The organism is Erwinia persicina, assembly GCF_014838825.1.
Classification (GTDB): domain Bacteria; phylum Pseudomonadota; class Gammaproteobacteria; order Enterobacterales; family Enterobacteriaceae; genus Erwinia; species Erwinia persicina_A.
Window position 1 is genome coordinate 73012 of record NZ_JACYMO010000011.1, and the last position, 14271, is coordinate 87282.

At 51.1% G+C, this 14271-nt stretch carries 15 protein-coding genes; 8 read left to right on the forward strand and 7 right to left on the reverse strand.

The annotated features are described in order from the left end of the window. Positions 1-13 precede the first annotated feature (13 nt). Positions 14-1090, reverse strand: a complete 1077-nt coding sequence (locus tag IFU29_RS19320) for a glycosyltransferase family 9 protein (protein WP_062746897.1) — start codon at positions 1088-1090, stop codon at positions 14-16. A 303-nt stretch (positions 1091-1393) separates the two neighbouring features. On the opposite strand from IFU29_RS19320, the gene galE reads away from it, so the two are divergent. After that, on the forward strand, positions 1394-2410 hold the full coding sequence (gene galE / locus IFU29_RS19325) for a UDP-glucose 4-epimerase GalE (RefSeq protein ID WP_062746899.1): 1017 nt from the start codon (positions 1394-1396) through the stop codon (positions 2408-2410). 60 nt (positions 2411-2470) lie between these two features. Here the strand turns inward: galE and IFU29_RS19330 are convergent, their stop codons facing one another. Beyond that, on the reverse strand, positions 2471-3433 hold the full coding sequence (locus IFU29_RS19330) for a polysaccharide deacetylase family protein (protein WP_191935336.1): 963 nt from the start codon (positions 3431-3433) through the stop codon (positions 2471-2473). Positions 3434-3611: 178 nt separating this feature from the next. On the opposite strand from IFU29_RS19330, the gene rfaQ reads away from it, so the two are divergent. The 3 genes from rfaQ to IFU29_RS19345 are packed head-to-tail and all read left to right on the forward strand — an operon-like array spanning position 3612 to position 6906. Beyond that, positions 3612-4679 carry a putative lipopolysaccharide heptosyltransferase III gene (rfaQ, locus tag IFU29_RS19335; RefSeq protein ID WP_191935337.1) on the forward strand — a complete coding sequence of 356 codons (1068 nt, stop codon included), beginning with the start codon at positions 3612-3614 and terminating at the stop codon, positions 4677-4679. Continuing rightward, positions 4676-5806, forward strand: a complete 1131-nt coding sequence (locus tag IFU29_RS19340) for a glycosyltransferase family 4 protein (protein WP_191935338.1) — start codon at positions 4676-4678, stop codon at positions 5804-5806. The genes rfaQ and IFU29_RS19340 overlap by 4 nt, the downstream gene beginning before the upstream one ends. Then, on the forward strand, positions 5803-6906 hold the full coding sequence (locus IFU29_RS19345; protein ID WP_191935339.1) for a glycosyltransferase: 1104 nt from the start codon (positions 5803-5805) through the stop codon (positions 6904-6906). Before IFU29_RS19340 ends, IFU29_RS19345 begins: the two co-directional genes overlap by 4 nt. Before the next feature lie 42 nt (positions 6907-6948). Here IFU29_RS19345 and IFU29_RS19350 read toward each other — a convergent pair whose 3' ends face one another. Then, positions 6949-7965, reverse strand: a complete 1017-nt coding sequence (locus IFU29_RS19350) for a glycosyltransferase family 9 protein (protein WP_191935388.1) — start codon at positions 7963-7965, stop codon at positions 6949-6951. A 289-nt stretch (positions 7966-8254) separates the two neighbouring features. Between IFU29_RS19350 and IFU29_RS19355 the strand changes: the two genes are divergently transcribed. The 4 genes from IFU29_RS19355 to coaD all read left to right on the forward strand — a co-directional run bounded on the left by IFU29_RS19355 (position 8255) and on the right by coaD (position 11945). Then, positions 8255-9256 carry a glycosyltransferase gene (locus IFU29_RS19355; protein WP_191935340.1) on the forward strand — a complete coding sequence of 334 codons (1002 nt, stop codon included), beginning with the start codon at positions 8255-8257 and terminating at the stop codon, positions 9254-9256. Between the two features lie 161 nt (positions 9257-9417). After that, complete coding sequence (gene waaA, locus IFU29_RS19360) at positions 9418-10692, forward strand: lipid IV(A) 3-deoxy-D-manno-octulosonic acid transferase (protein ID WP_191935341.1); 1275 nt, start codon at positions 9418-9420, stop codon at positions 10690-10692. Further along, positions 10693-11469: a glycosyltransferase family 2 protein gene (locus tag IFU29_RS19365; protein ID WP_191935342.1), complete on the forward strand. Its 777-nt coding sequence runs from the start codon at positions 10693-10695 to the stop codon at positions 11467-11469. Next, on the forward strand, positions 11466-11945 hold the full coding sequence (coaD, locus tag IFU29_RS19370; protein WP_191935343.1) for a pantetheine-phosphate adenylyltransferase: 480 nt from the start codon (positions 11466-11468) through the stop codon (positions 11943-11945). Before IFU29_RS19365 ends, coaD begins: the two co-directional genes overlap by 4 nt. A 9-nt stretch (positions 11946-11954) precedes the next feature. Here coaD and mutM read toward each other — a convergent pair whose 3' ends face one another. The 4 genes from mutM to radC all read right to left on the reverse strand — a co-directional run bounded on the left by mutM (position 11955) and on the right by radC (position 14267). After that, entirely contained in the window at positions 11955-12764 is an 810-nt protein-coding gene (gene mutM, locus IFU29_RS19375) for a bifunctional DNA-formamidopyrimidine glycosylase/DNA-(apurinic or apyrimidinic site) lyase (protein ID WP_191935344.1), read from the reverse strand. A 114-nt stretch (positions 12765-12878) separates the two neighbouring features. Further along, positions 12879-13046, reverse strand: coding sequence for a 50S ribosomal protein L33 (rpmG, locus tag IFU29_RS19380; RefSeq protein WP_001051798.1), 168 nt, complete (start codon positions 13044-13046; stop codon positions 12879-12881). A gap of 16 nt (positions 13047-13062) precedes the next feature. Next, the gene (gene rpmB, locus IFU29_RS19385) at positions 13063-13299 is read right to left on the reverse strand and encodes a 50S ribosomal protein L28 (RefSeq protein WP_062746922.1); all 237 of its coding nucleotides are present in this window, start codon (positions 13297-13299) and stop codon (positions 13063-13065) included. Positions 13300-13595: 296 nt separating this feature from the next. Next, positions 13596-14267 carry a RadC family protein gene (radC, locus tag IFU29_RS19390; protein WP_191935345.1) on the reverse strand — a complete coding sequence of 224 codons (672 nt, stop codon included), beginning with the start codon at positions 14265-14267 and terminating at the stop codon, positions 13596-13598. Positions 14268-14271 lie beyond the last annotated feature (4 nt).

The following is a 14271-nucleotide window of genomic DNA, read 5'->3' on the forward strand; positions in this document are numbered from 1 at the left end:
CTTTTCGGTGTGTCTATTGCTTAGCGAAGGCTAACAGTGAAACTTTTTCCTTAACCGACTCTGCACTTATTTGTTCCAGTGGTTGCCTGCTGTCAGGCAGAGTATGGGTCATTTTCATAATAATATGCTGTACTAAATCCTGATAAGGCCCCGTATGTTTAGGCTCCGCATCAGCGTAAAGACTCACGGTCGCGGTTTGCAGCGCAATAGCCAGATGCAGTGGCCCGGTATCCCCTGTCACTAATACATCAAATCCATCGATCAGCGTAAGTAATTCTACCAATGAAGTTTTTCCCACCTGGTTGTCTACATGAGAAAATATCTCTGCGCCGACCCGCCGCTCGAACTCAGCAACTAATCCTCTGTCTTTAGGCCCACCAATCAATGTAATCTGATAGTTCTCATGCTGATATAAGAGCGTTGCCAACTCGGCAAAGCGAGCGACCGGCCAACAGCGTTTGGCTTCAGAGGCGCCCATCTGAAAACCGATGCGAATGTTATTTCCCTGCTTTTCTGCCGCACGATATGCGACTGGAATATGCATGCGGGGATCGTCATTACGACATCCCAGGGCGGTGAGCAAATCAAGTTTACGCTGGATCAAATGTCCGTTATAAGGCATCGAATACAGATTGAGCCAGCGGTTCATAAGCGGACTGTCTACGCGATACTGATCGCGGACAATATATTCGCTGCCAGAAAGAACGGCGCAAAATATATCATAGGGCATATAAGAGTGCAGAATAACGGTTAACTGCGGCCGGAAAGAGCGTAACGATTTTATTAGCCGATGTGCATTCCTTATTTTATTATCCCAGTAGAGGACCTCGACGAACCACGGGCTGCTATCCACTAACGGACGGTTTTTTTCACTCGAAACCAGCACAAATTCAGCCTGCGGATAACGTTGCTTTAAGGCAAAAATAGCAGGGGTGTTGAACATCAAATCGCCCAGCGCCGTGGTTGAAAAAATCGCAATGCGCTGAAACTCACTGTCTGAATTCAGAGGTCTATTTTTTTTCAAATGGCGAAAAAAAAAGGTATAAAACATTAATACCCGGTTAATCCACTTAATTTTAGATACCTTCATTGTTACCACTCAATTTGTCTTATAAAACACTTCCAGATTCATACGCTGGAACGGCATCGACGCTGTATGCTTTCACTACAAAGCAAGGTCATTAAATCAACAAATCATAATACATATGTATCGTATGATAGCACTGTTCTGGGGGAGTTTCGACGGTTCAGCTATGCCGCAGAACCGCAGTAAGCGGGCCCGGGAGCGTGTTGCACTTGCCTTCTTAATCACGCACTATATTACGTGAGCTAAAAATGTTGGCCGAACGACGGGAAGTCACGTCAGACACAGAGAGAGAGAGTGAAGATCTGTATGGCAATTCTGATAACGGGTGGTGCCGGGTATATCGGTTCGCACACAGTGCTTTCGTTGCTGAAGCACAATTATGAAGTCGTGGTGCTGGACAATCTCATCAACGCATCACCGGTGGCGCTGGGGAAAGTCGAAAGCCTAACAGGGTGCAAGGTCACCTTTTACCGGAACGATATCCGGGAACGGGAGACATTAAGAACGATTTTTTCCCGACATAACATTTCAGCCGTCATTCATTTTGCTGGTCTGAAATCTGTTGGTGAGTCTGTTGCTAAACCCCTTGAGTACTACCAAACCAACGTTGCCGGCACTTTAGTCTTGCTGGAAGAAATGTATGCTGCTGGAGTGAAAGATTTTATATTCAGTTCTTCCGCGACCGTCTATGGCACCCCAACGACAATACCGCTCAAAGAAACTGCAAGAATAGGTGGTACCACTAACCCTTATGGTACCTCAAAACTGATGGTTGAGCAGATTTTGGTCGATGTAGCAAAAGCCTGGCCAGAGATGTACATAACCATCCTACGTTACTTCAACCCTGTTGGTGCCCATGAATCAGGCCTGATTGGTGAAGATCCCAATGGGATCCCGAATAATCTCATGCCCTATATTTCTCAGGTTGCCAGCGGCAAATTACAGCAGTTGTCCATTTTCGGAAATGACTACCCTACCCCTGATGGCACCGGCGTAAGGGACTATGTTCATGTTATGGATTTAGCGGAAGGTCACCTGAAAGCACTGCAAAACATCCGGCAGTCTCCCGGGGTCAGTACCTATAATCTGGGCACGGGAGTCGGGTATTCAGTGTTGCAAATGCTGGCAGCATTCGAAAAGATATCTGGCAAAAAAGTGCCTTACCAAATGGTGCCGCGTCGCGAAGGAGATATCGGCGAATGCTGGGCTGATGTTGAAAAAGCCTACCAATATTTGGGCTGGAAAGCACAGCGAGGCCTGGAAGAAATGATGCGCGATGCCTGGAACTGGCAGGAACAAAATCCCAACGGTTATCAGCAATAGACCGGGTTTATTAAAGCTTATGTGCCGGGCCCACCGGCACACTGCTGCTTTATCGCAAAACTACACCTTGCTTGTTTTAGCCTGATAGTACTCTGCCAGTGTTTTTCCCACCGTACGTTCAGAGAGCCAGCTAAAGAGCTGTTCCAGATCCTGGTACAAACGTTCAATATGTTGCTCTGTTGCAAATGTGGGGCTTCCGCCCGGCATAAACTCAGAAGAGTGCAGCATGAATTCAACGTAATCCTGTCCCTCATCCAGCGACTGCCGCACAACCTGTTTCATGTTCTCAACATTACCACCTGAAGGTCGCAGCCAGTTTACGGAGGGTGAACGTCGCTTACCCCGCAAACGGTCATAACCACTCTTCAATGAATTCATTAAGCCAGAATGTTTGTACTGGATAGTCATTGGGACTTCTAACAGTGATGACGTTCCAGCTCGCGCAATATTTTTTTCATCCATGAAGTAGGCGTGTGAAGGGAAATTGCGATAGTTTGTCCCCCCTTTCCCTTCTGGATTACCCGGGGAAAACTGCCAGTTCACCTTTGGTGTCACAGAACAGTCGACCACGTAGCCGAACTCAATCAGCAAAGCTGCATAGTATTCATTAAAGGCCCAGCGCCCGGCACGATGACTCAGCATTTTTGTCTGAAACGTGTCTTCCAGCAACCGGGTCATAAACTCAACCTTACTGCGGATCAGCCCGGCTGGGTATTCAATCAGGTACGGTTTATAACGCCAGTCATCATCCGTGAGCGGATCAAGCGGCGGGCTGTTCCACGCATGCAGATGCATTCCAACTTCGCCAGCACCACGCGCAATAACATCGCGGGCAAAAGCAACATAATCATCATCCACCGCCATCTCATAGTTAGTCAGATACACCGGCTTAAAGGCATACTTTTCACACAGCGCCTGAAATCGCGGAAGATATTGGGTGTTCCTGGTCGAAATGAGGTTGTGGTTTTCCCACAGGTTATCGCCCTCCGTATCGATGGTAATAATGAACGCTGGTTTGACCATGGATTTATAACCTGAATTATGCTTTTGGCCTTATGTTACGCAGCCCATTTCCTCAGAGCAAATGACTTTGCATGCAGTCGCCCACTTGATTACCCGCCTGGGTAAAACCGAGCAGTGCTAGCCACGATGCCATTGCTCCATTAGAATTCACCTTCTGTATCCTGGAAAGCAATACATCATGAATTCAGCCCTTGTTCCCCTGCCAAAACGCATTTTGGTTATTAAACTCCGTCATCATGGCGATATGTTGCTCACGACACCGGTCATTAATACGCTGAAGCAAAACTGGCCGGAGGCAGAAGTGGATGTGCTGCTGTATCAGGAAACCAGAGAGATGCTCTCTGCCAACCCCTGCATCGCCCGACTGATATCCATCGACCGACAGTGGAAGAAGCTTGGTCCTGCTGTCCATGTAAAGCAAGAGTGGGCGCTTTTGCAGCAGCTGCGCGCACGCCAGTACGATGTAGTGATTAATCTGGCAGACCAATGGCGCAGTGCGCTCGCGGCACGCTGGACCGGTGCAAGGATTAGACTTGGCTTTGATTTCCCCAAACGGCAGGGAGCATTATGGCGCTTCTGCCATACAAAGCGGGTCACGGTTGCCGGACATGGTCAGTTGCATACCGTTGAGCAAAACCTTTCGCTGCTTGAACCCCTGGGCGACCTGGCGTACACCACTCAGGTCACAATGAGTTATGAGGCCCGCGACTGGCAGCACGTTGAAAAATTACTTCATCAACACGCTGTTGCGGATCATTTCATTGTGGTTCAACCGACTTCGCGGTGGTTCTTCAAATGCTGGACGGAAGCTAAAATGGCGGCCACTATCACCGCTCTGCAAAAAGAAGGCTATACGTTGGTGATCACATCAGGCCCTGACAAGCGAGAGCAGGAAATGGTCGCGGCCATTATGGCAAATTGTCCGAAAGAACGGGTGATTTCACTGGCAGGCCAGCTCACTTTACGCCAGCTCGCAGCGCTCATTGATCATGCACATCTTTTCCTTGGGGTAGACTCTGTTCCGATGCACATGGCCGCTGCGCTAAACACGCCTTACGTGGCCCTTTTCGGCCCAAGCAAACTGACGCTATGGCACCCGTGGCAAGGAAAAGGGAAAACCATATGGGCAGGAGACTATGGCACGCTGCCCGACCCGGATAATGTGGATACAAAAACCAGTGAACGTTATCTTGATTTAATCCCCACTGAAGCCGTAATCAATGCCACAAGGGAGCTCCTGGAATGAAGCCGTTTCGTCTGGCGCTGGTACGCCAAAAATATCGTCCGGATGGGGGCGCCGAACGCTTTATTTCTCGTGCGTTACTCGCACTGGAAAAAAAAGACCTTGAACTTAATGTGATTACGCGCGAATGGCAAGGTGACATTCACCCTGACTGGCATATCCATTTATGTAATCCGCTGAAGCTGGGTCGCATCAGCCGGGAACGGGGCTTTGCCTCAGCAGCGAGATCTATCTGGCAGCGTGAGAATTTTGATCTGGTACAGAGTCATGAGCGTATCGCTGGCTGTGATATCTATCGTGCAGGGGATGGGGTACACCGCAACTGGCTTCTTCAGCGGGCGCGTCAGCTTCCCGCCTGGCATCGTACTCTTATGTTTAACAGTCCCTATCATCGTTTCGTGATGCAGGCAGAAAAAGACATGTATTCAGCCCCGGAGTTGAAAGCAGTGATCTGTAACGCGGAGATGATTAAACGCGAGATAGTTGAGCAGTTTCAGGTTGCGCCAGAAAAAATCACCGTTATCTACAACGCTATCGATAACCACGCCTTTCGGCCTGCGGATATCGCCCTTAAGCATCAGTTGCGCCAGGCATATCAGTTACCAGAACAGGCGCACTGCCTGATTTTTGTCGGCTCTGGTTTTGAAAGAAAGGGACTGGAAGCCGCTATTCGTGCGATTGCACCGACAGAGAGTTACCTGATGGTGATCGGGCGGGATAAAAATCAAAAATCTTATCAGGCGCTTGCCGGATCTCTGGGCTGCCAGTCACGGGTTCGTTTTATGGGCGTTCAGAAAAGCACCCTGCCATTTTATCAGGCCGCAGATGCCCTGTTATTGCCCACCCTTTATGATCCTTTTCCCAATGTCATTCTCGAAGCCATGGCCTGCGGTTTACCCGTTATTACCAGCGAAACCTGCGGTGGTGCTGAATTTATCAGCGAAGGCATCAATGGTTTCGTCACCGATGCGCTGGACATTCCCTCGCTGACGGCGGCCATCCGGCAGTTGCCGCTTGAGGCGCTTGGCTCTGCAATGGGCCACTCTGCGCGGGAGAAAATTCTGCCTTATCATCCTGCGAGCCTTTCGTCACAATTGATCGACCTTTATCAAAGAGTATTAACTCAATGAAAAGCCATATTTTGTTTATCATCGATGGGCTGCCCGGTGGCGGCGCAGAAAATGTCACCCTCACGCTGGCAAAAGGTATAGCGCAGCGCGGCCACACTGTCACGCTTCTCTCTTTAAGTGACCGGCTTGATTATGAAATACCAAAAGAAATCAACTATATAGTGGATAAAGATACTGGAGGAAAAGGGCCATTACGTAAACTTTGTGAATTGAGAAGGCGTGCTGCTTCAGTGGACCATTTATTACCTGCGCTTTTTCTTCAATATGGTAAACCCAGCCTGGTGATCAGCAGCCTGCACAAAACAGATCGCATTGTGGTGCGCTCTCGCGTACTCAGAGCCTGTAATCTGTGGTTGTGTGTTCACGGCATGTTCTCACGATCCTATCTGGGTAATAAAACCGGTTTCAGCCGCTGGCTAAAAACAAACAAAATAAAAAAAGTATATAAAAACCGCAATATTATCTCTGTCTCAGATGCCGTTGGTGAGGATTTAGTCAGCAACGTGGGACTGAAACCCAAAACGATAATGACTATTTATAATCCGTTCCATCTTAATGAAATTACTGCGCGTGCGGCTTTAAGCAATCCCTATGAACAAGAATCATACATTGCTCATGTGGGCCGATTTCATCAGGTGAAAAGGCACGATCGTTTATTAGAAGCCTTTTCGCTGGCCAACCTGCCCTGCAAGTTAATTATCATTGGCCAGGGAGAAGCTGACGTCACCCAAAAAATTCAGGACAAGGTTTTACAACTCAACTTGCAGGATAACGTTATTTTTACAGGCTTTATCAGCAATCCGCTACCGGTGATTAAAGGGGCTAAAATGATCGCCCTGAGTTCAGATAGCGAGGGATTACCATCTGTACTTATTGAAGCACTCATTTGCCATACGCCGGTCGTCAGTACAGCCTGTCCGGGTGGCGCTTCTGAGATTATGACCGGTGAACTTCAACCTTTCCTGGCAGAGTTAACCAGTTCCTCACTGGCAGAGAAAATGCGCCAGGCATGGTATTCGCCTCCGGTTATTCGCGAAGAGATGTACAATAAATTCAGTTATGACATCACTATTGATCGATACTTATCACTACAAAAATGATAAGTATCGTTTACTGATGACAGCCGTTCAGCGTGCTGATTTTTAATGCTGCAACTGGATTTTATCCCACACTTCGTCAACAGATATATCGCTGCAGTTCCCTGAGTCTGTTTGCATGATCTCATATCGACCAGACCAGGGATGCCAGGCGTTGCGGTCGGTATCACCAAAGAAGACGACCTGCTTTTTATTCATCGCGGCCGCAAGATGCATCTGACCGCCATCACTGCACAGTATCAGGTCGCAATGCTCGTAGGCGGCAAGCAGTTCACGCACTGAAGCGGTAGGGTAAAGTGATACGCGGGGATCCTGACATGTCGCCAATAGCTGCTCGGCACGATGCTGGTCACCGACATCATCCGGGGCCAACGTGCCCTGAGGTGACCAGAAAATGCAGACGCTGCTGTGGCTGTTTTCCTGCAGATAATGTTGGATGATTGCCGCGTAGCGCTCCAGCGGCCATCGACGCTTTTCACTCCGGCTACTGATATGGACAGCTAATCCGACCGGGTAATCTGATGGTCGATTTTTCAGCCGGCTGGCAGCCTGTTGCTGTTCATCCCGGGTCAGCCAGACACGCACCGGAGGGATGGCGATCTGCCTGTCGGTCAGTGCCGATAAATAACTGAATGTCCGCTCCACCTGGTGCTGGCCCTGGAAATCTTCCGGGCTGAAAGGGATGGTTATGCCGCGATCGCCCTTCGAAGCGCCAATGATATTTTTCGCCCCAATCATTTTTGCCATTCTCAGGCTGTATTTACAAGGTGTTGGATTAGCCAGAATCACCGCATCAAACGCAATCCGCCGCAGCTGCAAAATGATTTTTATCCTTTCGACATAGATGCCGACTTTCGATTCATTTTCTGTTCGGTGTTTGGCTTTACGGTAAATAAAAACCTGCTTAATGAAAGGATTATTTTTTACCACATCGTGGCTAACGGTATTAATCAAAAGGTAGATGTTAGCATCCGGAAAGGCGGTTTTTGCCCCCTCGATTAACGGGGTGGTACACACCAAATCGCCAATATTGTCACGGCGTATAATCAAAATATTCTTCATTACCAACCTGCTAACAAACAGTCTGCTTATGTCTACCGGAGTTCCGTCCTGCTGGACGTGACTCGCCTGATAACCCTCCTTGTTCTGGTGAAAACCACCTTCTGCCCACACTTTCCCAGTGGACTCGCAAACCTATGCGTGTAACGCGATGACGTCCTGTCGTGCTCTGACAATCTTACGTTATGGATTGCACACTTAATGCTAAAAAAAATCCAGCAAAACATTTAACATTCACTAACCACTTGAAATTTCAATGGATTGAGATTTTCTTAAATGAAAGGACACTGCAATGTCTGCCACACCACTGCTTAGTGTGATTGTTCCTCTGTATAATGCGGGTGCGTTATTTGCCCCTTTTATGACCTCTCTGCTGTCACAGACCTTTCGCGATCTGGAAATCATTATCGTGGATGATGGCTCGACGGATGGTTCAGGAGAGCGGGCAGAGGAGTATGCCCGCAGGGCCTCTCATATCAGGGTTATCCATCAGGAGAATGGCGGCGTTTCGCGGGCGCGTAACACTGGGATGAAGTACATCAGGGGAACATATGTCACGTTCCCCGATGCGGACGATATTCTTGAACCGGAGATGTTCAGCACGTTAGTCGCTATGGCTACCGCAGACGATCTGGATGCCGCGCAGTGTAATGCCTGGCGAACCAGTACTCCTGGGAGGAAGGAAAAGGTATTAATTCCTGCCCGCCGGCTGCATTCCACTCCGGTCCTCAGTGGTGCCTCCTGGTTAAATCGGGCGCTGAAAACGCATCGCTATCTGCACGTCGTGTGGCTGGGTATCTATCGCGTTTCACTCATCCGGCAGCGTAACCTGACCTTTATACCCGGGCTCCATCATCAGGATATTCTGTGGACCACCGAGTTTATGCTAAATGCACGACGGGTCAGGTATAACGAGCGCCCCCTTTACAGCTATCTGTCACATGAACAGTCCATCAGTAACCGCCCAAGAACAGGCCAGGCAAACGTTGAGTACCAGCGTCATTACCTGAAAATTTGTCAAAAGCTGGAGGAGATAAACCAGCAATATAGTCGCTTCGTCAACATTCATCGCTCGCTTTACGCACAGATCACCCGGGAAGCGCTCACCGTCTGTCATGCCATACGCCGGGAGCCAGATGAAACGGCCAGACAGGCGATGATTGCTGATTTTTGGGCGGCTGAGATGCCACTCAGAATGCGGCGTAATGCACGAGGCCTGCAGCAAAAGTATCATTTATTGCTCTGGATGAGCCGCCTGCGCCGCTGGCGAAAATCTGCGCCAGCGCAGACCTGAACGGATAACTGCACCTGAATCACGCGGTCTGCTCTGTAAACCCCAGAGCGATGGCCATGAAGTAGTGTGAGACCGCCGCACTTATCTGCTAACATGCCGCATTATTTTTCTTTTTCGGCCATCTCTGGACGTAAGTCTCTGTTCACCTGAAAAACAATGCGATGATTACCATTTATACCGCTCTGCTCTATATTATTCAGCCTCTTATCTGGTTGCGCCTCTGGCTGCGCGGCCGGAAGGCACCCGCCTACCGAAAGCGCTGGGCGGAACGTTATGGTTTTTGTGCAGGGAAAGTGAAGCCAGACGGTATCCTGCTGCACTCCGTATCCGTGGGGGAAACGCTGGCTGCGATCCCGCTGGTTCGCGCACTGCGTCATCGTTATCCCCATCTGCCCATCGTGGTAACCACCATGACCCCAACGGGGTCAGAGCGTGCCAGCTCGGCCTTCGGGAAGGACGTCCACCACGTGTACCTGCCCTATGATCTGCCGGGAGCCATGAACCGTTTCTTCGATACCGTGCGTCCACGCCTGGTGATCATCATGGAAACCGAACTGTGGCCAAATATGATCACCCAGCTGCATACGCGCAAAATCCCGCTGGTGATCGCCAATGCCCGTTTGTCAGAGCGCTCGGCGAAGGGCTACGCGAAAATCGGCAAATTCATGAAACGCCTGCTGCAGCGCATTACCCTGATTGCCGCACAGAATCAGGAGGACGGGGAGCGGTTTATTGGTCTGGGCGTAAAACGATCGCAACTGGCCGTTACCGGCAGCCTTAAATTCGATATCTCTGTCACGCCAGAACTGGCAGCACGAGCCATCACGCTCCGTCGCCAGTGGGCCCCGCGCCGTCCGGTATGGATTGCCACCAGCACCCATGAGGGTGAAGAGAGTATTATTCTGGATGCCCACCGCAAGCTGCTGGCCCGCTTCCCTAACCTGCTGCTGATTCTGGTGCCCCGCCATCCTGAACGTTTTGATGTGGCACGCACCCTGACGCAGAAGGCCGGATTCAGCTATACCCTTCGCAGCAGCGGTGAAATCCCGTCTGGGAGTACTCAGGTGGTGATAGGCGATACCATGGGTGAACTGATGCTGCTGTATGGTATTGCTGACCTGGCCTTTGTCGGCGGCAGTCTGGTTGAGCGCGGCGGCCACAACCCGCTGGAGCCGGCAGCCCATGCCATTCCGGTCCTGATGGGGCCGCATATCTTTAACTTCAAGGATATCTGCGCCCGCCTGCAGCAGGCCGACGGTCTGATCACCGTGACCGATGCCGACTCGCTGGATAAAGAGATCGGGACCTTGCTGACCGATGAGGACTATCGCCTCTATTACGGCCGCCACGCCGTAGACGTACTGCATCAGAATCAGGGCGCACTTCAGCGCCTGCTGCATTTACTTGAACCACACCTGCCACAGCGGAATCATTAAATGAGCGTACGCCAGAAAATATCGGTCGTGATGATAGCGAAAGATGCAGCTGACGTGCTGCCCGAATGCCTGGCGTCGGTGAACTGGGCGGATGAAATAGTCCTGCTCGACTCCGGCAGCAGCGATGGTACGCCGGACATTGCTCTGCGTCACGGTGCACAGGTTTTTCATTCAGACCAGTGGCACGGGTATGGTAAACAGCGCCAGCTGGCGCAGAGTTATGCCACTCACCCGATGATTTTGATGATCGACAGCGACGAGCGCGTCACACCCGAGTTAAAGCAGGCCATTGACGCCATACTCTGCCAGCCGCCGTCGGAAAAAATCTACAGCATTGCGCGACGCAACTTGTTCCTCGGGCGTTTTATGCGCCACAGCGGCTGGTATCCTGATCGCGTCACGCGCCTCTATCCCCGGCAATATCAGTACAACAATAATCAGGTGCATGAATCACTGGAAACGGGTCAGGTCAAAGCCACTCCGTTAAGCGGCGATCTGCTGCACCTGACCTGCCGTGACTTCTCCGCCTTTCAGTGGAAACAGTTTGCCTACGCAGAAGCCTGGGCCAGGCAGCGCCATCAGCAGGGAAAGCGCTGTGGTATCGTCGCTATTTTTGGCCATACCGCTGGGGCGTTCCTGAAAACGCTGGTGCTGCGGGCAGGATTTCTGGATGGCAAACAGGGCTGGCTGCTGGCCGTGGTCAACGCGCAGTATACTTTCAATAAATACACGGCCCTCTGGGCTCTGAATCACGCATCCAGGAGCGGCAGACTATGAGCACCAAAGCCATCTACCCCGGCACCTTTGACCCGATGACCAATGGCCATCTTGATATCGTTACGCGTGCTGCGTTGATGTTTGATCACATCGTCCTGGCTGTCGCAGCCAGTCCGAGCAAGAAACCGCTGTTCTCGTTAGAAGAGCGTGTCGCCCTGGCCTGTGAGGTAGTGGCACATCTGCCCAATGTAGAGGTCGTAGGCTTCAGTGACCTGATGGCTAACTTTGCGAAAGCGCAACAGGCCAACGTACTGGTGCGTGGTCTGAGGGCCGTTTCCGACTTTGAATACGAGCTTCAGCTGGCGCATATGAACCGCCATTTACTGCCGACGCTGGAAAGCGTATTCCTGATGCCCTCTGAAGCTTATTCCTTTATTTCATCATCCCTGATGAAAGAGGTGGCGCGCCATGGCGGAGAAGTTCAGGCATTCCTGCCAGCCCCGGTTTACAGGGCGCTGAAAGAAAAGCTCGGATAAAAGCGCGGTTTACCTCTGGCAGTGCCGGCAGAAAAAGGTGCTGCGCTGCCCGTGTTTACTGCTTTCTATCGGCATCCCGCACTGGCGGCAAGGTTCACCCGCACGGCCATACACCTGTAATTCCTGTGCAAAATATCCCGGCTTACCGTCGCTTTGCAGAAAATCGCGCAGCGTTGTGCCGCCCTGTTCGATGGAGCGCAGCAGCACCGCTTTAATGGTGGCAACCAGCAGCCCGCAATCTGATTCAGTCAGCGCCATCGCGGGGCGATCGGGCAGGATCCCCGCGACAAACAGTGATTCACTGGCATAAATATTCCCGACGCCGACCACCACCTTGTTATCCATCAGCCAGGGTTTCACTGCCGTGCGTTTCCCGCGCGATTTTTCAAACAGATACAGCGCGGAGAACACGTCACTCAGCGGTTCCGGACCAAGATGTGACAATACGGAACTGGCAGCAAGATCCGGAGCCCACAGCCAGGCACCGAAGCGACGGGGATCGGTATAGCGCAGTACCTTGCCATTACTCATTACCAGATCAACATGATCGTGCTTTGCCGCAGGAAGATCTTCCGGTAACACCCGCAGGCTGCCCGACATCCCCAGGTGTATGATGATCCACCCCGCCGGCAGTTCCAGCAGCAGGTATTTAGCCCGGCGCTGGACGCTCAGTACGGGCTGGTCGCTCAGCGCGTGGATCTCCTGAGATACCGGCCAGCGCAGGCGGGAATTACGCACCACAGCATGTAATATCGTCGCCCCAACCAGATGCGGCTCAATCCCGCGTCGACTGGTTTCAACCTCTGGTAACTCTGGCATTGCCCTGCCTCCGTATCGCGCTGTCAGCGCTTCGCTTTAACCACGTATTCTATAAGAAAAGCTGAAAACAAAAAAACCCGGCCGGGGCCGGGTTTTTTTATCCACTGAGATTAATTACTTAATCTTAGCTTCTTTATAGATCACGTGCTGGCGGACAACTGGATCGAATTTCTTCAGTTCCAGTTTCTCCGGCTTAGTACGCTTGTTCTTCGTGGTGGTATAGAAGTGACCTGTACCAGCAGAAGAAACCAGCTTGATCTTCTCACGAATACCTTTAGCCATGTTTCAGTTCCTTACCTTAGTACTTCTCACCGCGGGCACGGAGATCGGCCAAGACCGTATCAATACCCTTTTTATCAATTACGCGCATGCCATTGGCAGATACGCGCAGTGTAACGAAGCGCTTTTCGCTCTCAATCCAAAAACGATGAGAGTGCAGGTTCGGCAGGAAACGGCGTTTCGTCGCGTTCATTGCGTGGGAACGGTTGTTACCCGTTACCGGACGCTTGCCAGTTACTTGGCAGACTCGTGACATGTCTATTCTCCAAAAATCAAATCAGCTCGAGCTTTAAAAATAAGGTTCTGGCCGCCTCGTCAGGCTTATAGCCCATCCAGGCGAGTTCTATGTGAACCCGCTGAGTAGGCTCAACGCCAAACCCGAGATTCTCAAAGGTGGCGTAGTATACGCCCTGTAGCGCGAGTGCTCAAGTCCCGAACAGATAAAGATCCCTCAGGATCGCGTACTATTGTCTCTTTTGTACGGGAAATGCGCGGTTCAGGCGGTAGAAAAGTGAAATTAAACCCAGAAATGGTTAAATAACATCCAACCCGTCAGAGCCAGCTTCGCTCCGCAAAAGAGACATATTCACCCCGTCCAATCACAATATGGTCAAGCACCCGGATATTCATCAGGGTACAGGCCCGCACGATTTGTTGCGTAATATGACGATCGGCACGGCTGGGTTCAGCCAGTCCAGATGGATGATTATGCGCCAGAATGAGCGCCGCCGCATTCCGTTTTAACGCTTCACGCACAATCTCACGTGGATGCACTTCTACGCTATTGAAAGTACCGCTGAACATTTCGCTGGTATGGATAATCCGATGCTGATTATCAAAAAAGATCACCTGAAAGATTTCCCGTTCCCGGTGTGCCAGGGAACTGTTGAAAAAATCCAGCATCTGTTCCGTGCTATTGACTACGCGATTTTCCAGCGCTTCCCGGCAGGTAAAGCAGCGCCGCGCCAGTTCTGCCACCGCATTCAGCTGTGCATACTTTGCGGTGCCCACCCCATCGATCGCGGTTAACGCCTCCGGTGTCGCGGTGAGCAGCCGATGCAGTGATCCAAATTTATCGAGTAGCTGTTCCGCCAGTGTCATCACGTGAACCCCGCGAGAACCAATACGCAGGAAAATAGCCAGCAGTTCAACATCACTGAGCGCGTGTGCGCCGAATTCGAACAATTTTTCTCGCGGCGGGAGGCCAAGCCATGGCTCTTTCATTTTT